This is a genomic window from Parablautia muri (assembly GCF_009917485.1).
Taxonomy (GTDB): Bacteria; Bacillota; Clostridia; order Lachnospirales; family Lachnospiraceae; genus Suilimivivens; species Suilimivivens muri.
In genome coordinates, this window is sequence record NZ_QZDT01000014.1 from 1 (window position 1) to 19162 (window position 19162).

General features: G+C 40.1%; 16 protein-coding genes and 1 pseudogene. 3 read left to right on the plus strand and 14 right to left on the minus strand.

The window, feature by feature from the left end; genetic code table 11:
* Window positions 1–77: 77 nt before the first annotated feature.
* The 10 genes from D5281_RS09895 to D5281_RS25575 form a co-directional block, all read right to left on the minus strand.
* A complete protein-coding gene (locus D5281_RS09895) occupies window positions 78–2501 on the minus strand; it encodes an ATP-dependent DNA helicase (RefSeq protein ID WP_160560002.1) in 2424 nt (807 codons plus the stop codon).
* A 249-nt stretch (window positions 2502–2750) separates the two neighbouring features.
* Window positions 2751–2978, minus strand: coding sequence for an HPr family phosphocarrier protein (locus tag D5281_RS09900; protein WP_160560003.1), 228 nt, complete (start codon window positions 2976–2978; stop codon window positions 2751–2753).
* A 287-nt stretch (window positions 2979–3265) separates the two neighbouring features.
* The gene (locus D5281_RS09905) at window positions 3266–4054 is read right to left on the minus strand and encodes a TIGR03915 family putative DNA repair protein (RefSeq protein WP_330584927.1); all 789 of its coding nucleotides are present in this window, start codon (window positions 4052–4054) and stop codon (window positions 3266–3268) included.
* Between the two features lie 17 nt (window positions 4055–4071).
* A complete protein-coding gene (locus D5281_RS09910) occupies window positions 4072–5388 on the minus strand; it encodes a putative DNA modification/repair radical SAM protein (protein ID WP_160560004.1) in 1317 nt (438 codons plus the stop codon).
* 136 nt (window positions 5389–5524) lie between these two features.
* The gene (locus D5281_RS09915) at window positions 5525–6853 is read right to left on the minus strand and encodes a replication-associated recombination protein A (protein WP_160560005.1); all 1329 of its coding nucleotides are present in this window, start codon (window positions 6851–6853) and stop codon (window positions 5525–5527) included.
* 98 nt (window positions 6854–6951) lie between these two features.
* Window positions 6952–8217: a hypothetical protein gene (locus D5281_RS09920; protein WP_160560006.1), complete on the minus strand. Its 1266-nt coding sequence runs from the start codon at window positions 8215–8217 to the stop codon at window positions 6952–6954.
* A gap of 113 nt (window positions 8218–8330) precedes the next feature.
* The gene (locus D5281_RS09925) at window positions 8331–11465 is read right to left on the minus strand and encodes a type I restriction endonuclease subunit R (protein WP_160560007.1); all 3135 of its coding nucleotides are present in this window, start codon (window positions 11463–11465) and stop codon (window positions 8331–8333) included.
* Window positions 11466–11622: 157 nt separating this feature from the next.
* Window positions 11623–12795, minus strand: a complete 1173-nt coding sequence (locus D5281_RS09930) for a restriction endonuclease subunit S (RefSeq protein WP_160560008.1) — start codon at window positions 12793–12795, stop codon at window positions 11623–11625.
* The gene (locus D5281_RS09935; protein WP_160560009.1) at window positions 12776–14659 is read right to left on the minus strand and encodes a class I SAM-dependent DNA methyltransferase; all 1884 of its coding nucleotides are present in this window, start codon (window positions 14657–14659) and stop codon (window positions 12776–12778) included. The genes D5281_RS09930 and D5281_RS09935 overlap by 20 nt, the downstream gene beginning before the upstream one ends.
* Window positions 14660–14884: 225 nt before the next feature.
* A complete protein-coding gene (locus tag D5281_RS25575; RefSeq protein ID WP_277935277.1) occupies window positions 14885–15007 on the minus strand; it encodes a hypothetical protein in 123 nt (40 codons plus the stop codon).
* Window positions 15008–15115: 108 nt separating this feature from the next.
* Between D5281_RS25575 and D5281_RS09940 the strand changes: the two genes are divergently transcribed.
* Both D5281_RS09940 and D5281_RS09945 read left to right on the plus strand, forming a co-directional pair.
* Window positions 15116–15382, plus strand: a complete 267-nt coding sequence (locus D5281_RS09940) for an AbrB/MazE/SpoVT family DNA-binding domain-containing protein (protein ID WP_160560010.1) — start codon at window positions 15116–15118, stop codon at window positions 15380–15382.
* Complete coding sequence (locus D5281_RS09945) at window positions 15379–15783, plus strand: putative toxin-antitoxin system toxin component, PIN family (protein WP_160560011.1); 405 nt, start codon at window positions 15379–15381, stop codon at window positions 15781–15783. Before D5281_RS09940 ends, D5281_RS09945 begins: the two co-directional genes overlap by 4 nt.
* Window positions 15784–15943: 160 nt before the next feature.
* Here D5281_RS09945 and D5281_RS09950 read toward each other — a convergent pair whose 3' ends face one another.
* From D5281_RS09950 to D5281_RS09970, 4 genes are all read right to left on the minus strand, one after another.
* Entirely contained in the window at window positions 15944–16132 is a 189-nt protein-coding gene (locus tag D5281_RS09950; RefSeq protein WP_160560012.1) for a hypothetical protein, read from the minus strand.
* A gap of 281 nt (window positions 16133–16413) precedes the next feature.
* Window positions 16414–16764: a hypothetical protein gene (locus tag D5281_RS09955; protein WP_160560013.1), complete on the minus strand. Its 351-nt coding sequence runs from the start codon at window positions 16762–16764 to the stop codon at window positions 16414–16416.
* A gap of 112 nt (window positions 16765–16876) precedes the next feature.
* The gene (locus tag D5281_RS27315; RefSeq protein WP_456299540.1) at window positions 16877–17347 is read right to left on the minus strand and encodes a hypothetical protein; all 471 of its coding nucleotides are present in this window, start codon (window positions 17345–17347) and stop codon (window positions 16877–16879) included.
* Window positions 17295–18449, minus strand: coding sequence for a methyltransferase domain-containing protein (locus D5281_RS09970; protein ID WP_160560014.1), 1155 nt, complete (start codon window positions 18447–18449; stop codon window positions 17295–17297). The genes D5281_RS27315 and D5281_RS09970 overlap by 53 nt, the downstream gene beginning before the upstream one ends.
* Window positions 18450–18662: 213 nt before the next feature.
* On the opposite strand from D5281_RS09970, the pseudogene D5281_RS26920 reads away from it, so the two are divergent.
* Window positions 18663–19020: pseudogene (locus D5281_RS26920) on the plus strand (type III toxin-antitoxin system ToxN/AbiQ family toxin).
* Window positions 19021–19162: the final 142 nt, after the last annotated feature.

Here is a 19162-nt window from a genome sequence, read left to right on the forward strand (position 1 = left end):
TGATAATTGAATCATTGCCAGATATTGAGTTTTCAAGGTGCATAGCTAAAATCTATGTGCGAAGTTTGAGTTATATACTATAACCATTCATTCCAAAACCTTTCTATCCTCCTACCAATCTGTTCAAGGGATATTCTTTCATATTTTTCCCACTCTCTTGGGAACATTCTGAGGTAGGAGGAATTGAGGAACCTTTCATCCAAAAGCACAATAATTCCAACATCATCCACCGTCCTGATTACCCTGCCTGCCGCTTGAAGCACTTTATTCATCCCCGGATATTTGTAGGCGAAATCAAATCCGCTTTCTCCTCTCAAATCAAAGTAGCTTTTCAAAATTTCACGTTCATTGCACACCTGCGGCAAACCTGTTCCTACAATAATCGCTCCGATAAGGCTGTCCTTCTTTAAATCAATTCCCTCACTAAAGATTCCCCCAAGCACACAAAATCCCAGCAGTGTTTTTCCTTCTTCATCCGCTCCGGCAAATCTGGCAAGAAATTCCTCTCTGCTCTTTTCATCCATACGCTCCTCCTGCAAAAGGCATTCTACACGGTTGGTATCTAAAAAATAATTGTAATACACATCATATATACTTTTCAAAAATACATGGGAAGGGAAAAACACCATATAATTTCCTTCCCTCTGGCTGATAACGTTGTGGATATAAGCGGCAATATTGTAATATTCCATATCTGAACGTCTTGTATATCTGCTGGTCACATCCTCTGCCACAAATACTCTTTTTTTCTCCGGGTCAAAAACGGAATGGGCATAGACCTCATAATCCTCCGCCTCACCGCCCAGCAGTCGCTTATAATACTGAATTGGCAACAAAGTAGCGGAAAACAGAATCGTACTCCTCCCACGCGTCATACACTCACGAAGGTTTTTGGCCGGATTCACACAAAAGAGCCTGATCGAAAACCCTCCATCTGACGCAAGCTGTGTGTAGACCACATAATTTTCATCCAGCTTATCGTTTATCAGCAAAAAATGAGAGACTTCAAAATAAAAATCCAGTACCTCGCCTCTTGCTGCACCTTCCTCATTATCCTCCAGATAATCCTCCATAGCGGCAGAGAGCCTTGTAAGTGCCCGTATAAACGGTGCCATATCTTCATCGTCAAGATACGTATAGTCCTCACACTGCCTTTTTAGTTTCAAAAGCTCCCTGTTGCACGCCTCAAGTTGGCGGTACAGCTTCACTTCATATTCCTTTACCACCTTCTTAAGGGCCAAAAAATCCTCTTTTTTCAGAACCGCACTGTACATTTCCCTGCCACGGTCCACCAGATTATGCGCCTCATCAATTAAAAATATGTAGTCTTCCCTGACTCCCTCTGCAAAAAAGCGTCTTAAATACACATGTGGGTCAAATAGATAATTATAATCTCCAATCACTCCATCCGCAAAGAGACTCATATCAAGGCACAACTCAAAAGGGCAGACTTTATGCGCCCTTGCGCAATCTTCTACCGCCTCTCTATTAAAGTTGTCCGCATGAGTCAACAAGTCGTAAATCGCATCATTGATGCGATCAAAATGTCCCTTGGCATATGGACAAAACTCCGGATTGCACTCTGTCTCCTCCATAAAGCATATTTTATCCTTAGCAGTCAAAACCACGGATTTAAATTTCAGTCCCTTCTTCCGCATCAGCTCAATCGTATCATCCGCCACCGTTCTGGTAATCGTCTTTGCGGTCAGATAAAAGATCTTTTCCCCCATCCCCTCCCCAAAAGCCTTTACCGCAGGAAATAATGCAGAGATCGTTTTCCCCACACCGGTAGGCGCTTCTATAAATAACTTCCGCTTATGATAAATGGTTCGATAGACATAAGAAACAAGCTCTTTTTGCCCTTTGCGGTAAGGAAAAGGGAAAGAAAGATTTTTCATGGATGCCTGCCTTTCCTTCTGCCATGAAAATTGAAAATCAGCCCATTTCCTATACTGCCCCATCAACTCACCAAACCAATTATCCAATTCTTCTTTATCAAATTCAAAATAAAAATACCTGATTTCCTCCGTATCAATGTTGCAGTAGGTGAGCCGTACTCTGATGTGTCTTAGGCCATTTTGGATTCCATAAATATACGCATAGCATTTTGCCTGTGCCAAATGCACCGGCACCGCTTCCTTCATTTTGTGGATATCTCTGTAAGTTCCCTTAATCTCATCTATGGTCACTGACACCAAGTCTCCACTGTCCCCATCTCCCTCACTGCCGGGCAGTGGAGGCGGATAGGCTATGTCGCCTCCCTGGCTTATGATAATACCATCCGCCCTCCCCTCAATATGTATATCATAATCCGGCGTCTTTTCAATGTGGCGCAAAAAAACTTCCGCATGATAATCCGCCCCCATAGTGCGCTGAATCAGGCGGTGGATTCTTCCGCCCTCCTGCATGGCATTTTCAGGAGCTGTCGTTCTTCTGTTATCTATATTTCCGGAACGCAGAATAAACTCCACCAGATTCCTTACTGATATATGTATCTCCATTTAAACCCTGTATCCTTCTTATATGGCGGCAGTCACCAAATATCTATGAGATGCTTCGCATCTCTATAAGCACGTCTACTTGGCTCGTTGCCTGCGGGAATAATTGCCAATCATGAAAAAAATCTCCTAAAAAGATAGTACGCTATCTTCTCAGGAGAGTCAATCAAATGCTTCTATAGATTACTTTGCGCCAACAACTCATACATGAATGCTTAAGCAAGGTCCTTCCTAAGCCTTTCAGGTCCGCACCTAGTATGCAAAAGCCAGACGATTCATCATCTTTTCAAATTCCGGATTATATCCATTATAAGCCACAGTCAAAATCCTATTTAAATCCAATCCTAACACACCGACAATTGACTTGGCATCTACCGTGAATCTGTTGTAAGAGACATCGATATCAAAATCACATCTTGAAGCTGTAATCACAAAATCCTTCACATCATCCAATTCTAATTTGATCTTTCTCTGCATCATAATTATCACCCTCCTTCTTGTCAATGCATGGCGGAAAACGTTTTCTTGTTTGAAGAAAGATTACCACCCAATTCCAAATTTGTAAAGTATTTTTTTTAATACAATCTCCGGGCACACCGCATGCTTTTGGCAATTTGTATAAACCATATTACGCCCTTTTATGCTATTTTGCCTTACACCTCACATCTGCAAAGCTTCACAAAACAATTTTAACAGGCAAAACGGCACTCCTGATATGCACATCTTCTAAAATAATCTACTATTCATATCCATTATCACCAAAATTTCTATTTTTTATACTTTTCATTTTCCTGAAATTCTGTCATATACTCACGGTATCTAATGGGCAGCATATTGCGCTGCAGCCCATAGCTTTCGCGTTCCTTTATTGCTATAGTATGAAAAAAGCAGCTAAACAGTTCGCTATACTTTCTCTCACCATCAGAGCAGCGCCGCTCCGGCCGCCCTGTTTCCTCATCGCCACACACCAAATACCAATCCTTCTTAGCCGGATGCACCGCATAGATATCCCTTTTTTCGTCATGGATCACGAAATTCTCAAGGGGAAGCCTGTCTGCAAAATGCGGTACAATAAAGGTAAGCACATTATTCTTCGGTCCAATCACTGCATACAAAATCCCATTTTCCAGCTCCTTAAACCGCAAAAATTCCACATGATAATGAGCTTCATTGGCTGTAAACCGCGCCATCTCAAAAACTCTGTGGATATATGGGTTTGACAGGTTTCCCATCAGCTCTTTTTTGTTTTTCATGGCAAACCCTGCCACCACTGCCTTATACACTGCCTCTCCCTTATCCATCTCCCTGGATGCAAGGGCCCGGCAGATAGACAGATATGCCTCCTGCCCAAATTCCCTTACGATTGTTCTTGCCACGCTGGCTGTCTTTTTTGCATCCGGCAAGCAGGTTTCATAGACAGCAAAAAGCCTGTAATTTTCTTCCTCTCCAACGCAAATGTGTATCTGCTCATGGGGTTTTTTCTTAAGATATGCGTCATATATCCCTGTAAAAACTCCTTCCAGAGAATCCTCGCAGCTCAAATAATATTCTTCCACAGCAATCCTCCACCATATTACCATTGACATGCGGCATCATCAAACAAAGACAGCTGCCTGTAAGTCATACCATCTCTGTCAAAGGGCAGTTTTTCTTTTCTGTCAATCAGATTTCGGGCAATGTAGTTTTCTTCCAGCTTTGTTGGGTACATCATCCTGCCATTGCAGGTAATAAAATACAGTGCCCTCTTTAATACCACGCCAATCTTCTTAAGATCATCAAAGCCAAGATTTCCATTGCGCCTTGCTCTTACAATACGCTGGGCGCTTTTAACGCCAATTCCTGGTACCCGCAAAATAATTCGGTAATCTGCTCTGTTAATCTCAACAGGAAATTGTTCCAAATGTCGCAACGCCCAGTCAGCTTTCGGGTCTAATAACACATTGAAATTAGGCTTTTTCTCGCTCAAAAGCTCCCCCGCCTCAAAGCCATAAAAGCGCAGCAGCCAATCCGCCTGGTACAATCTATGTTCCCGCAATAATGGCGGCCCCTCCGGCAGCGCCGGCAGAGACTTATCCACATTTACACTGACAAAAGCAGAGTAATAAACTCTTTTTAGGTCAAACTTCTTATAAAGGTTCTCTGCTACCGTCATAATCTGGTAATCGCTCTCGGGAGTGGCGCCTACAATCATCTGTGTGGACTGCCCCGCAGGCACAAAGGATGGCGCATGCTTATAAACCATAATTTCATTTTTATTTTGGGTAATTCCCTGCTGAATCTGGCGCATAGGCCACAATATATTCCTACGGTGTTTATTAGGCGCTAACTGCTTAAGCCCCTCCGCCGTGGGAAGCTCTAAGTTGACACTCATCCGGTCCGCTAAAAGCCCCATCTGTCTAACCAGTTCCGGATCTGCGCCAGGTATCGCTTTCACATGTATATATCCCTGAAAGCGATGTAATGTTCGCAGCTTATACACCGCCTCATAAATTAATTCCATAGTATATGTGGGACTATAAAGAATCCCGGAGCTCAAAAAAAGCCCTTCAATATAGTTGCGCCTGTAAAACTGGATGGTCAGCTCGCAGATCTCATCCGGTGTAAAAGACGCTCTTGGCACATCATTGGATTTTCGGTTGATACAATATTTACAATCATAGATACACTCATTGGTAAACAGAATTTTCAGAAGGGAAATGCACCGTCCGTCTGCTCCAAAGCTGTGGCAAATGCCAGCTGCCAATGTGTTTCCAATGCCTGTCCCATCTCCCCTTCGGCCTACGCCGCTGGAGGAACAGGAGACATCGTACTTGGCGGCATCTGACAATATCCTCAACTTCTCCATAATGGACATTTCTTCCTTTTTTCTGACAGTAAGACCATTCTCCATGACTCCGCTCCCATAATACAAATCGATTCGCAGTGCGTTTTCGAACACGTGTTTGCAATATCATATCACGATTCATCACAGTAAGCAATAGTTTTTTCGAATGTTTGTTCCATTATATGGAATTGCGTATTACTTTCTATATTTTAAAAGATTTTTTAAATGTTTTAATCCGTTCTAAACGTTCCTTCACAGCTCTCTCCGCTCCCTGGTCAGTGGGCACATAATATTCCCTGTCCTCCAAAGACTCCGGAAGGCATTTCATATCCGTAAGCTTTTCTTTTGTATTATGGGCATACTGGTATCCCTCACCATAATGCAGCTCCTGCATCAGGCTGGTCACACCATTTCTGATTTGCAACGGTACCGGTTCGGTCAACATCTTTTCCGCGTCTGCTCTCGCCTTTTCATAGCCTGTGTAAAGGGCATTGGATTTGGGCGCCATACATAAATAAACCACTGCATGGCTCAAATTCACATTGCATTCCGGCATTCCGTTAAAGTGGCATGCCTGATAAGCGGCAACCGCCACCTGCAAGGCCTGGGAATCCGCCATTCCTACGTCCTCACTGGCAAACCGCACCAGCCTCCTTGCTACATAAAGGGGGTCTTCCCCAGCTTCCAGCATCCGCGCCAACCAGTAAATTGCCGCATCCGGATCACTGTTTCGCATTGACTTATGTAATGCAGATATCAGATTGTAGTGTTCTTCTCCATTTCTGTCATACAGCAGCATCTTCTTTCCGGTGCACTGCTCCAAAATTTCCTCCTGCACAGTTATGGAACCATCCGCTTCTATTTTGCCATTTAACACTGCCATATCCAGCGTATTTAACGCCGTTCTAGCATCCCCATTCGCAAAAACTGCAATGGCATTTAACAGTCTTTCTTCTATATAAATTGTATAATTACCAAGTCCCCGTTTGTCCGTAAGCGCATGGTGTAACAGCTTTTGCATATCCTGACTGGATAAGGCCTTCAGCACAAACACCTTGCACCTTGACAAAAGAGCGGAATTAATTTCAAAGGAAGGATTCTCCGTGGTGGCCCCGATTAAAATGATACTTCCCTTTTCCACATAGGGGAGAAAGGCATCCTGCTGCGCTTTATTAAAACGATGGATCTCGTCCACGAACACAATCGTCCTTTTTCCCATCATCCGGTCAAATTCCGCCTGCTTCATGACATCCTTTATTTCCTTAATGCCACTTGTGACAGCGCTGAAATCAATAAATGACGCTTGTGTCTTTTTGGCAATAATCCGCGCTAATGTAGTCTTTCCCACCCCTGGAGGCCCCCAGAATATCATGGAGCAAAGCATATCCTTATCCAAAAGGTTCTGCAGCACCTTTCCTTTTCCTACCAAATGCTCCTGACCGATATAGTCATCAAGTGTCTGCGGTCGGAGCCTGCTGGCGAGAGGTGTACTCATATTTACTTCCTGTGTGAAAAGTGATAATTGTTCCATCCTTTAGTCCTCTTTCGAACATTTGTTTTTATTTTATCACTATTGGCCTCATTTGTAAATCAGATTTCAAACCTTCTGTGGCACTATTAACAGCAGCGCTAATCCCATATAAAATAACGAAAATCGGTAAAGTTTTTAACCCTGTCAAACTCCTCCTGTGGTAAGAACAAATATCTGTAAGGGGTAATTTCCTCTTTTCCCGGACAATAAACAGAAATACTGTAACCGCTAAGCTTCGTCCCTCCCCAGAGCATATCTGACGGCTCCAAAATTTCTTTTTCCTCACTTAGATAAATCACATTTTCCTCATAAGCGGAAAATTCTCTCCATCCATAATACAGGATACCATACTCCTCCTCCCGCCATCTCCCTGCGGTCTCCTTTACCGGCACAGCCTCCATCCCTTCTACCAACATGGTAAAATCCTTTTCCTCCTCATAAACCCCATTGGTAATACCGTGCAGGTCAATGCGTATTTCACTTGATTTCTTCCTGTCATAGGAAATCAAATAGCTGTCCACATAATTGTCATTCTCATCAAACCCTTTCAGCATAGTGTCAAAGCTTATGATTGTCCCATCCGAGCTGAAATGAAGTGAAAAGCTGGTGGCAATGCAAAGCTTTTCGGGTAACGCCACCTTCTTTTCAATGTCCTCTAAAATTCCGGACAGCTTGTCTTCATAAAGATTATCGTGCACCAGTTCTGTCCGTTTCGTATTTTTCATCTCCTGCAAAAACCACGACAGCTTTCCATTGTAGGGCACAGCACTTCTTACCACAAGCGCCATTCCAATAAAACTAATGCATATCCATCCTAAAAGAATTGGCGTTTTCAAAAGGCATTTCTTCCTGATGCCAACTGCTGACAGCTTTAGTTTCAAAAACTCCCGCCCCTCGTCTCCTTGCAAAGACTCACCCTGCAAATCCTTTGCCTCATGATCCAGTTCTATGTTAAAAAAGTGCCCTTCTTTATCAGCAAGGCAGCATCCTTTCTTATTCCAGCGATAATACACAAGGTCGGAAAAGGGAATCTCTTTGCAGTAATCGTTAATCTGCACGGTCAATTCTCCATCTTTTACGAAAAACCTCTGATAGGTAAAGGGCAGGCTGTTTTTCTGATATTTGCTGCAGGAGAAAAGAAACCTTAAAAATAGTATGAAGAAAACGACGGTGCATACAAGCAGCACTGGTACATTCTTTTTTATTCTTCCATACTGACATAAAGAGTAGAGATGAAACCATGTTATTCCACCTAAAAGTAAAACCGGAATACGGCAAAAAAAGCGGTAGAACATCTCTTTACGGATTCTTCTTTTAAAGGCTTTTTCTGTATTAAGCTGTATGAATTTCGTTCCTTTTACCAAATTTTTCTCCTCTTTTTATGATTTAAATTCTAACACTCTGCTGCCAATGAGCCACCTGTAATCGTACAATATCTGTTCCTACAATAATCGAACTTTCTCCATATTTATTATGTTTATGCCACTTCCTTATATCTCACATAGACATATTCAAAAATCTTCTGTCTATATGTAAATATTGCATTATCCGAATAGCATTCCGGCAGTTTCTCCCACAAAATCTTGCCAATGAGCGTATCTATCTCCGCTTTTGTTTCTTGCTTATCTGTCCAATGGTCAAGCTCTGCAATTTTGTTCTTAATCTTATCCAGTAAGTCTACTGCAATTTTTTTAATCTTCTTGATTTCTTCCTTAGAAAGATCTTCATCAAATAGCATATCGTATAATGATAATTCTTCATCGCTTGTGAAGCCTTCACGAACGTATCTTTGTTCTTCCTGGTTCATGGAATTGGCCAAATCCATAAGTTCCATGAATATCCTTTCAATATTGGCCCTGTCCTGCTCCTTATTATATTCTTCGATAATCTTCTGATAGCGCTCATAATAATCTACACGCCTGGGATTGTCCTTGAGCATTTTATGTAAACGGGTCTGAATCAGTTCATCCAGCTCCATGAGCATAAGGTTCTTCTTTTTAACCTTAGCAAACTCCCTGCGAAGTAAATCAAAATCAATCTTGCTGATGTCAAAGCGCTTTGCTATACTCCGATTTTCGTTTGTCTTCTCTATCAAAATGTATTCATTTAATATACCATTAATCTGTACCATCAAATCAACTGTATTCAAATATTTCTTCTTTTTCTTTAACTCATTAAATATTGCAATAACAGCATCTTTCTTTTGCCTGTCTCCCTCTGAAATATTATGTCTGTCAAGATATCTCATCATACGATTAAGCTCGCTACCATAAGTCATAAATTGCTTTTTACTCTCTCTACTGTCAGTTACGACATTTGCCGCTTCCTGCAGCAGGGCAAGTTTAGCAAATCCCTTTGCAGCCACAAGTTCACTTAATATAAAGCCTTTACCACGCAAAAATTCATCTGCATCAGCTATAATTTTCAGGATTCTCTCTATCAATTTTTCTTTATCATCTGTTGGATCTACACTTTTTCCGCCAGCATTTACTGTATAATCGGCAAGTGCCTTGCGAAGTGCTTTTACGATACCAATATAGTCAATAATAAGTCCGTTATCTTTTCCCTCGGCTACACGGTTTGCCCTTGCGATAGTCTGCATCAGGGTATGCGCTTTTAAAGGTTTATCCAGGTATAAGCATGACAAACACTTTACATCAAATCCTGTAAGCCACATCGCACAGACAAAAACGACTCTCAAATGATTGTCCTTATCCTTAAATTCTTTATCAAGCTCACGCTTTTCCATCTTTTCACGGTGTGGTTTGATATCCAGACTCCACTTCCTAAAGGTTTGGATTTCGTTCTGCTCCTGTGATATTACTACAGCCATCTCCGTATCCGTCATCCACTTTATCTTGCGTTCAAGCTCCTGCACTTCCTGTTGTGAGGCATTTTTTCTCTTATTCCTTAATAATTCAATTTCTTCATGCCAATACTCCTGCACCATATTGTACATGCGGACACAAGTAACCTTATTCAAGCAAACAAACATTGCCTTGCCGCTTGCCCATAGGTCAGAGTAATGTGATACAAAATCTCTGGCAACCGAACGAAGCCTTGGCTCTGCTGTCAAAAGATGAATTTCTTTTTCAAACTCATGCTCTAATTTCTCGACCTTTTCTGCATCAAGGTCTGCCGCCTCAATCGCATCAAGGATTTTATCTGTAATATCGGGGTTCTGTATATCAAGTATCTTCTCACCTCTATTCTCGTAGTAAAGCGGCACAGTAGCCTTATCTTCCACTGCGCGCTTAAAATCATAAATAGAGATATAACCACCAAAGGTACGTTCCGTAATATTATCGTTCAATAAAAGCGGGGTTCCGGTAAAACCAATTCTGGCAGCTGTCGGAATCAAGTCCATCATATTATCTGCAAATATGCCGTATTGACTTCTATGTGCTTCGTCCGAAATGATAATGATATCATGGTCGGTGATAATGGGTTTTTCTACTTTCTTATTAAATTTTTGAATAAGAGTAAATATAAAGCTTGGGTTGCCTGTCAATTTCTTTATCAGGTCGTCACCACTTGTAGCTATGAACTTTGAGGCCTTTGTCTTTCCCAACAAACCACAGTTTTCAAAGGTATCGCTAATCTGCGTATTAAGTTCGTCCCGATCAGTAAGTACAACAATGGTAGGCGATCCTGCAAATTTTCTACGGATTTTCTGAGAAAAAAATACCATCGAATAGCTTTTGCCGGAACCCTGTGTATGCCAAAACACACCAAGCTTTCCATTGTTAAGTTTACGGGCCTCATAAGCCTTCACCGCTTCATTCACTCCAAGATACTGATGATTTCTTGCAAGTATTTTGACAGTAGTTCCTCCGGAGTGGTCATACAAAATAAAATTTTCTAATAAGTCCAAAAAATTAAACTTATTACAAATACCCCGAAGCATTGTTTCCAGCGCAACGCTGCCTGTCTCCTGTTCATTAAGTCTTTTCCATTCATGAAAAAACTCATACTTACTTCCAAGCGTACCTACTTTTGACTCAATACCGTTTGATAACATCAAAAATGCATTATAATAAAACAGATGGGGAATGGTATCCAAATAATCTGTATAATTATTTGTATATGCGTCCTGTACATCTACTGTATTCTTTTTCAATTCTATAAATAAAAGCGGAATACCATTTACAAATCCCACAATATCTGTACGCCTGTGGTATAAGTCACCATGTATTTTTAGCTCTTTAATAGCAAGAAAATCATTATGATCAGGATTTACAAAGTCTATAACAACTACTCTCTTTTCCTCTACTTGTCCGTTTGATTTTTTTACTTTTACAGGAATACCATCACGGATATAGCCATACTTTTCCTCGTTTATCTGCATCAAAGAAGAAGTGGAAAGATGCTGTTCAAAAGTCTTTAGCGCATCCTCCACAAGTTCTGGTGTTATCCATGGATTAAGTTTCTTAAGGGCATCTTTAAAATAACGTATTAAAAGAATATCCTTGTAGGATTTTCTTCCAAAAGAACCGTTATCACCAAGAATTTCTGCATTATATGCAAGCTCAACTCTCCATCCAAGTTCTTCTTTTAGAAAGTTGCCGGCACTTTCTTGAACTAATATATTTTCTGAGTAATCGTAGCTCATATACCTTTCTCCTATAATTTTTCATACGAGATAATATCTCTTTTAAGAAAACCCTTAAAAAGTAATTATCATTTAATACAGCTTTATGCTTCTACCCCTTAGAACAATATGTGCAAAAATCCCATCATAATTTTACTACAGATTTCCAAATAACATATTACACCACTATTTCTCCACCCATAAGTTTCGGTAATAATCTATCTCGCATTTCAATTAATTTACGATTTTGATTAAGCAATAATTGCCTCTTTTTAAAATACACATCAAACGGCTCATACATTTTATTGGGTGCTCTCAGTAATTCAATTGTATCAATATGTTTTTTTCCTAAATGCGATACGGTTGCACCAACAACCGTTTTTTCAAAATATTTAATAGGATCCCGAATTGCCCACAATAACCATCCATGGATAGCTTTATCATACGGTCTAATGCAGCATGTCCGTTGCACTAAATATGAGGTTTCTCCACACCAAGAATTGATATGAAATTCACCATCCATACCGACAATAATTTCACCGTTCTGAACTCTATACTGGTCATCTGCATTTTCTGGTGTATAATCACCTGTAATTCCAGGTGGAATATTTCTAATTCTAATTATCGGAGTTCCATTTCCCTTATTATTAAATAAAGTCCCATCAAAAGCATATCCATATTGAACATCACAAAGGTCAACTAATTTTTCTTTTTTCCACCCTTCTGGTACTCCGTCAACAATATCATATTTCTCATATCCAGGAAACCTCAAATCTACAAACCATTCCTTATAAAGGCGTTGTGCTGCTTCTTCTAAGAGTTTAAGTTGTTTTTGGTTATTTTCAATGATGTCATCAAATGGTTTTAAAATATTTACAATTTTTTCTTGCATTTTATAGGGCGGAATTTCAATTTCTATGCCTCTTAGCGCTGTGAGACTAATAGTCCTTTGTGCCGCTCCCAAAGCAACGGCATCTGCTTTCATATAAAAGTCTCTATTTAACATTGTATAAAATAGGAATTCTGGAACTATCTTTTCCCTGTCAGGTCGTAAAATCGCAATATGGCGTTGAAATACGAATTTCTGTTCCTCATTCATAAATACAGGAATTCCAAATGATCCAACTACAGAATAGAGAATATCTCCTATGCGAGCTTTTTTCTTATCATCTAATCCATCATAATACTCTTGCGGAACAAACATTGTATCTGTTAAATCAAATTTATTATTATTTGTAATATTGGAAATTGTTACAAAAGGGATTCCGCTATCTGCCTTTGGAGGCGGCTGATGATCTCCATCTGCAATTGAATTACAAACATCAGCTAATTTATATTTTCCCCAGCTCATACCCCATCTCCTTCATATTCCGCGAGATGACATCCATCAATTTATTACTTTCCGCCTGTAAATCTAAAAGTTCCTTATGTATCTCAACCATTCTTTCTGCAAAGTCAACCCCATCATCCTCTGCAGGCGCCACCCCTACATAGACTCCTGGAGTAAGCGACCATCCTTTACTTTCAATTGTTTCAATATCTGCAATTTTACAAAGTCCAAGAATATCCTTATACTCACTCTCACCAAACTTGCTGTAAAGCCACCTCGCTTCCTTTACCACTTCTACGATTTCTTCTACAGATAAAATTTTTTCGTCCCACAAAGCCTGCAACTGTTTCTTTTCTTTCTTATCACAGGATTCCGCAACCTTCTTTGCTCCCTCTCTGAGTTTTTTTAGATGCGTATTGGCTATTTCAAATCCATCTATGAATACATTATCCATTACAGCATTAAGAGGCTCCTCACCCGCCTCTATAATCATTTCTTTCAGCACAGTCTTATATTCTTCAAGTAATGCCTTGTACTTATCTGTCTCACCCCTGTAAAGCCAAACAATAGCATTTATATTTTTAAGCTGCCATTCGCTCCACTCATTCAGTGTGCGGTCTACCACCGTGTAATAATTTCTTGCATCTATAAAAAGGACTTTATTTTTTAACTCATCTGCCTTCCCCTTATCAAAAAACCATAAAGAACAAGGCAAACTCTTTGTGTAAAAGAAATTGTTTCCTACGCTTACCATAACATCCACATGACCGGTCTTGACAAGCTTTTCTCTAATGTCCTTATCGCCTCCCTGACTATCTGTTGCGGAAGAAGCCATAACAAATCCTGCTCTGCCTGTTTCATTCAGATAAGCATAAAAATAAGAAATCCAAAGATAATTTGCATTTCCGATTTCTTTACTCTTATTCTCCTTCGGCATTCCAAAAGGAAGCCTGCCCGCATTAGCTACTGACTCCGCCTTTACTTTATCTACATTGAAGGGTGGATTCGCCATAACATAATTACAACACCCCTCCAAATTATGCGCGTCATAATAAAAACTGTTTGCCTGATCTCCTGATTCGATTACTCCGGTCAATCCATGTACAGCCATATTCATAAGACAAAGCTGCGCATTATACGCAACCTTTTCCTGTCCATAAAAAGTCATTCTGCTGTTTGCCTGTAATCCTGCCTCATTTACAAAATCGCCTGTCTGTACAAACATACCGCCTGAACCGCAAGCAGGATCTAATAGCACACCGCCTGCAGGCTCTAAAATATTTACAATCATCTTTACCAGTGATTTAGGGGTAAAGAACACCCCATCATCAGAAGCAATATTTTTAGCAAATTTATTCAGGAAATATTCATAGATACGGCCAATAACATCACCCCCAACTTCATCAAGGCCGTTGTTATTGAATATTCTCAAAAGTTCGCCAAGCAAATCATCTGAAAAATCTGTATAACTCTTTGGCAGTACTCCGGTAAGCTGCTCACTTTGCTGCTCCACAAGCTCCATAGCGTTATTTACTATCTCCCCAAGACTTCCCATAGTTTGGCCTGCCACATTCGTAAGCACAAGTGAAGCCACATTCTCCGGCAAATTTACAAGCCAACTGTATTGGGCCATTTCCGGAAGATACAAGGCACTCTTAGCAACAAAATCTCTTGCCTCTACCGGCATCTTACGTCCATTCCTCATGGGCCTATTTTTTAATATTTCTTCTTCTACCATTTTAAATCTGCTATACGCATACCTTAAGAAAAGTAAGCCAAGTACCGGCATGCAATACTGATTGGAGGTCAACTTTGAGCCCGCCCTAAGCAAATCAGCAGACTCCCACAAGTCTGCTTCTAATTTTTTAATACTTTTATTATCCATTGCGATGCTTCCTCCGAATTTTTTATCCGCATCTTTTCACATCTTCATTATATACTGGGGATTTCTATTTGAAAAGATGCGGATAAAACATTTCATCTACATTACAATAAAGATACCATTTATAACTTCTCGGAATCTCAATGAATGAGATGCCTCCTAAAACTTGACAACTGAATATCGTGTAGGAAAAGGAGCTTGTTGGAGCGTTCCACGGAAATCCTTCTGTCATATTCCTTTTCCCATGGGATGCTTACAGGTGTTAAACTTAAAATCTATGACCGGGTCACAGCCCCGGATCAGGACGATACTCTTTTTATTATCCAGTTTTCTTACCTCGTCCAGTGTCATAAGCTCTTTGCCGTATTGTCAAGTGGTGAATTCAATTTTTCTTGCATATACTTTGACGTTGTGGCATAATATAAGTAAGAAATTCTTACAAGAAAGGAGCATATGTAAATGAGTACACAAATATTAACTGTTTCTTCCAAAGGCCAAATATCTCTGCCAGTTAGCATCCGAAAACTTCTGTCGATTGATACGGGTGATAAACTGGTGGCATATACTTCCGGAGATGTTATCATGCTCAAAACTTTAAAACTTCCTTCTGCCGAAGAATTTGAAGCGTCACTGGACGAAGCGCAAAAATGGGCAAAGTCTGTTGGATATAATGAAAACGATGTTAATGATATAGTCAAATCGGTTAGAAAGAAGAAACGAGTATGAGAATTGTGATAGATACAAATGTTTTGATTTCTGGTGTGTTTTTTGGCGGATTCCCAAGAGAAATTCTTCGTGCTGTTGTTGATCAGAAGATAACAGCCTGCGCTACGACAGAAATTATTAACGAATATGAGGAAATCGTGCAGGAGATGATTGACAGAAAACAAGGGCATATTAATAGAACAATTTTAAGCCCGCTAATTAAAGCTATGGAAATTATCGAACCTGTTACTCATGTTGAAATATGCCGTGATCCTGACGATAACAAATTTCTGGAATGTGCAAAAGATTCTCACGCTTTATATATTGTCAGCGGAGATAAAGATCTACTCGTAATAGAGCAGTTTGGAAACATTCAAATCATGAATGCAAAGGATTTTTGTGAGAAATATTTTTCCGAATAAAAAAGCTATTCTCTTTTCGATATGTTGAAAAACATAGCTAAAAACTGTATCTTAAATAATAAAGGATATAACTATATTGAAGACATAAACTGTTTTATAAAAACAACCCTTCTCCATATAAAGAGAAGGGCCATATATTTTATTTTAATTTTCCTCTGTATCATTCGTCTGATTTTCCGATAGACTTGTGATTTTTTGCTTGGCAGATAATGAGTACATAAGCATATCCCATAGAGTAATACATTTTTTGAAATTTGATCTCGACTGATGACCCTTTCCATTTATTGATGTTAATAACTTCATGAGCTGTCACAGATTCAATCTTATCCGCTGTCGCAAATCTGCTCATTTTCCTGTCATGCTTTCAATTGCATATACAATTGTTCAGTCCCATCTTTTTGCCAGTCCCCAGGACAGCATTTTCCATGCAGCTGTCGGAAACTGTCTGACAATTCCAGACAGGGCAGATCATATCCACCTACGGAATTGCGCCTGAATTATGCCCAATTCACGCAGGAAGGCCGCCCAGATCATTCCGGACGGCCTGTTTTTCCTGTTCCCTTATGAAATTGTCCCCATTCCACGCACACTTCGTCAAACGTCTGTTTTGCCTATAGTTGCCATGCTTCCCTACAGCCAGTCCCTCCCTGTATACCCGGATAATGCCCGCAGGGCGTGGGCAACGGTTACTGCATCTGTTTCATTCATATTCGCTGACAGCCTCTCTTTGTTCCAGAATAAATCGGACAGTCTGCTTAAGGGGCATCCTGTATCAATGTCCGGCATACAGATATACTGGCCGCTCATATATTTCCCGAACACTGCATTGATACAGCTGTCCCTCCCATAAATAATAAGCTCCGCCATGCAAGGGCCGTAACTTCTGACTTTCACTTCCCCAAGCCATCTTTCTTCCCTTTTTCCTTCTTCCGCCGGCACGGTGCATACAAACTCCATGCTCCCTTCCGGCCATGTCATCATCCCACACCTCCCAGCATCTCATGGTCCGCCACAAAACGCACCATGTGCCCGTCCAAAAGCCGCTTCTGCTGCTGGCACGCATACATCAGAGCCTTTTCACATACACGGTTTATCATCCGCGGTATGCCCGCAGATATTTTATATACTTCATCTTCTGCACCGCTGGTAAAAATCTCTTTCCCTGCTCCTGCATGTGGCGGTTTTTCTCCGGCAGCGTCAGCATGGGGATATAGTAATCCCCGACAAGAACATAGTCAATGCCGTTCTCATGTGTGTATTTCAGCAATTTCTCCATTATCGACCTCCTGTATTCAATTTTCAGAATCCAGCTGATCGTGTCCCTGTCCATGTGAAATTCAAGGCAACTGAACTCTTCACCAACAAGTATGTCATAATCGTTTCCAGCTTTTGTAAATAAACATTCTTCACGGAATACTCTTGTAAGTCTGTCATGTTCCTTTTTGTCAAAATGCTCAAATGTGTATGGAATAAAATATCCTTTACTTTCCTTTATGATTACACCATACATATCAAGCAAGAGTATTTGCTTTTTTCCCGGTCTTTTTTCCAATCTTCTTTCCATAAGAAATCATGTTTCCTTTCACAAACGTATATCCGGCAGTCGGGTTATCTGCAAAGAAATCCGCAATTTCAATATTTCGACTGCAATAATCTTCGGCTTCTTTGCGGGATAAACCATGGGTTAATAAATGGAGAATCAGCCTTTCCTTTTGCTCATCACGAATGCCAGAGGTCCAATCGTTATATGCGATAAAATCATTTTTTGTTTCCTCATAATCTGCATATTGCGTAGTAATAAACTCTACCTTATCGTTCATTCTTACATCAACATCGGCGAGTCCCAGCTTTTGCATCATATGTGCAGTTTTGATGGCAACCGCATAATCACGCCCCTGCATTGCAAGTTCAGTCTGCCACTTTTTCTCCAATCCTTCATGCCTGCATAGCTCCTGATAATCCATGCCGTCAATATAAAGCCCACAGCACTCAAATTCTCTGTTTGCATCTATGCATACAACATATCCATCTGGTTTTGCAAACTGAATCATCTTCTGTATAAAGGCTGACGGATTATCCAAATGCCTAAGAACAGCCTGACATACTACAAAGTCATACTGGTTTTCGACTGAATAATTAAAAACATTTTCACAGAGAAAATCCGCCTCCAATTTTTGACTTTCAAAAAGAGCTTTTCCCTTTTTGATCAAATCTACTGCGAAATCAATTCCTGTATAAGAGCTTCCCTCAGGCAGATAAGGAAGCAGCAACAATCCTAAAAATCCATATCCGCAGCCGCAGTCCAATACAGAAATTGGTTTATCAATCTTCCAGACCTGTGAAATAAGAAAGCGCGTATAGTCATCGTTCCAATAACTTTTTCGTGTCCTTAAAAGGTATTCCTGCTTTTGGTTCCAAAACTCTTTTGTTGCTGTTTTTTCAGGAATATATATCTCACCGTCAAGCGGTTTTAAACCTAATAACTGATCTGTTGATACTTTAAAATAATCTGCCAGTAATGGAAGAATGGTTATATCCGGCAGATTGACTCCGTTTTCCCACTTGCTGATTGTTTGAAATGATACACCTATGCTGTCTGCCAGTTCCTGCTGTGTTACTTTTGCTTTTTTACGCAAGTCTGCAATACGCAGTAATATTTTATTCATCTCTAAAACCTCCTAAATTAAGAGATGTCTTATAGGTTTTCTCTTGTTTTTATAATTATATCAAAAACCAGGAATTTTGCATTCACTTAAAATGGCGAATATTTTCGCTTGCAGGTTGAAATATTCGATTCTATTACAATTGATTTGCTGTCTGGCGATGCTATTTTCACGAGGAGATATATGCAGACGGATTTTAAATTATACAAGGTGGATATGAAATATATCCGAAATCTACACACTATAGATGATAAAGTGCTTTCTGTTTCGCCACAGACTGGAAGGGTTAACAGAGTTTTCATAGAAATTGTTATTGTTTGCGAGAGTCATAAATACTGCACACCGTTTCCATCGCCGAAAGAAAAGCATAAAAATATGAAAAACTCTATGGATTTTCCAAGAGTTAAAATGGTGTCAGGCAAATAGTGAAATGATTTGCAATAAAGCCAATGTATTGTATAAAAAATACATATCTAACGAGCCATTTGCGGGCAGAAACCGTTGTCTGAATTTTCCAAAATTAGAATCGGAATGTAAAAAATATAATTCAGCAAAAAAGAGAGGCACAAAATAAACCTCTCTTTATAAGGCCTGCTTTGTCGCAGTCTATCCGTAAAAAGCAGCCTGCATACTGTCCCCTTTTTGTAGATTTTTTGAAAGCATTTCAATCAGTGTACCAATTGCCGTATATTTTGTGTTATAATATTTTATGTGAT

What these genes read in the sequence shown, in the direction of transcription:
- D5281_RS25575 (WP_277935277.1), bottom strand. Translation starts at nt 15,007, where the DNA reads ATGACACTGGACGAGGTAAGAAAACTGGATAATAAAAAGAGTATCGTC.
- D5281_RS09900 (WP_160560003.1), bottom strand. Translation starts at nt 2,978, where the DNA reads ATGATGCAGAGAAAGATCAAATTAGAATTGGATGATGTGAAGGATTTT.
- D5281_RS09895 (WP_160560002.1), bottom strand. Translation starts at nt 2,501, where the DNA reads ATGGAGATACATATATCAGTAAGGAATCTGGTGGAGTTTATTCTGCGT.
- D5281_RS09950 (WP_160560012.1), bottom strand. Translation starts at nt 16,132, where the DNA reads ATGAGCAGATTTGCGACAGCGGATAAGATTGAATCTGTGACAGCTCAT.
- D5281_RS09915 (WP_160560005.1), bottom strand. Translation starts at nt 6,853, where the DNA reads ATGGAACAATTATCACTTTTCACACAGGAAGTAAATATGAGTACACCT.
- D5281_RS09925 (WP_160560007.1), bottom strand. Translation starts at nt 11,465, where the DNA reads ATGAGCTACGATTACTCAGAAAATATATTAGTTCAAGAAAGTGCCGGC.
- D5281_RS09910 (WP_160560004.1), bottom strand. Translation starts at nt 5,388, where the DNA reads ATGGAGAATGGTCTTACTGTCAGAAAAAAGGAAGAAATGTCCATTATG.
- D5281_RS09935 (WP_160560009.1), bottom strand. Translation starts at nt 14,659, where the DNA reads ATGGATAATAAAAGTATTAAAAAATTAGAAGCAGACTTGTGGGAGTCT.
- D5281_RS09945 (WP_160560011.1), top strand. Translation starts at nt 15,379, where the DNA reads ATGAGAATTGTGATAGATACAAATGTTTTGATTTCTGGTGTGTTTTTT.
- D5281_RS09930 (WP_160560008.1), bottom strand. Translation starts at nt 12,795, where the DNA reads ATGAGCTGGGGAAAATATAAATTAGCTGATGTTTGTAATTCAATTGCA.
- D5281_RS09970 (WP_160560014.1), bottom strand. Translation starts at nt 18,449, where the DNA reads ATGAATAAAATATTACTGCGTATTGCAGACTTGCGTAAAAAAGCAAAA.
- D5281_RS09955 (WP_160560013.1), bottom strand. Translation starts at nt 16,764, where the DNA reads ATGATGACATGGCCGGAAGGGAGCATGGAGTTTGTATGCACCGTGCCG.
- D5281_RS27315 (WP_456299540.1), bottom strand. Translation starts at nt 17,347, where the DNA reads ATGGAAAGAAGATTGGAAAAAAGACCGGGAAAAAAGCAAATACTCTTG.
- D5281_RS09940 (WP_160560010.1), top strand. Translation starts at nt 15,116, where the DNA reads ATGAGTACACAAATATTAACTGTTTCTTCCAAAGGCCAAATATCTCTG.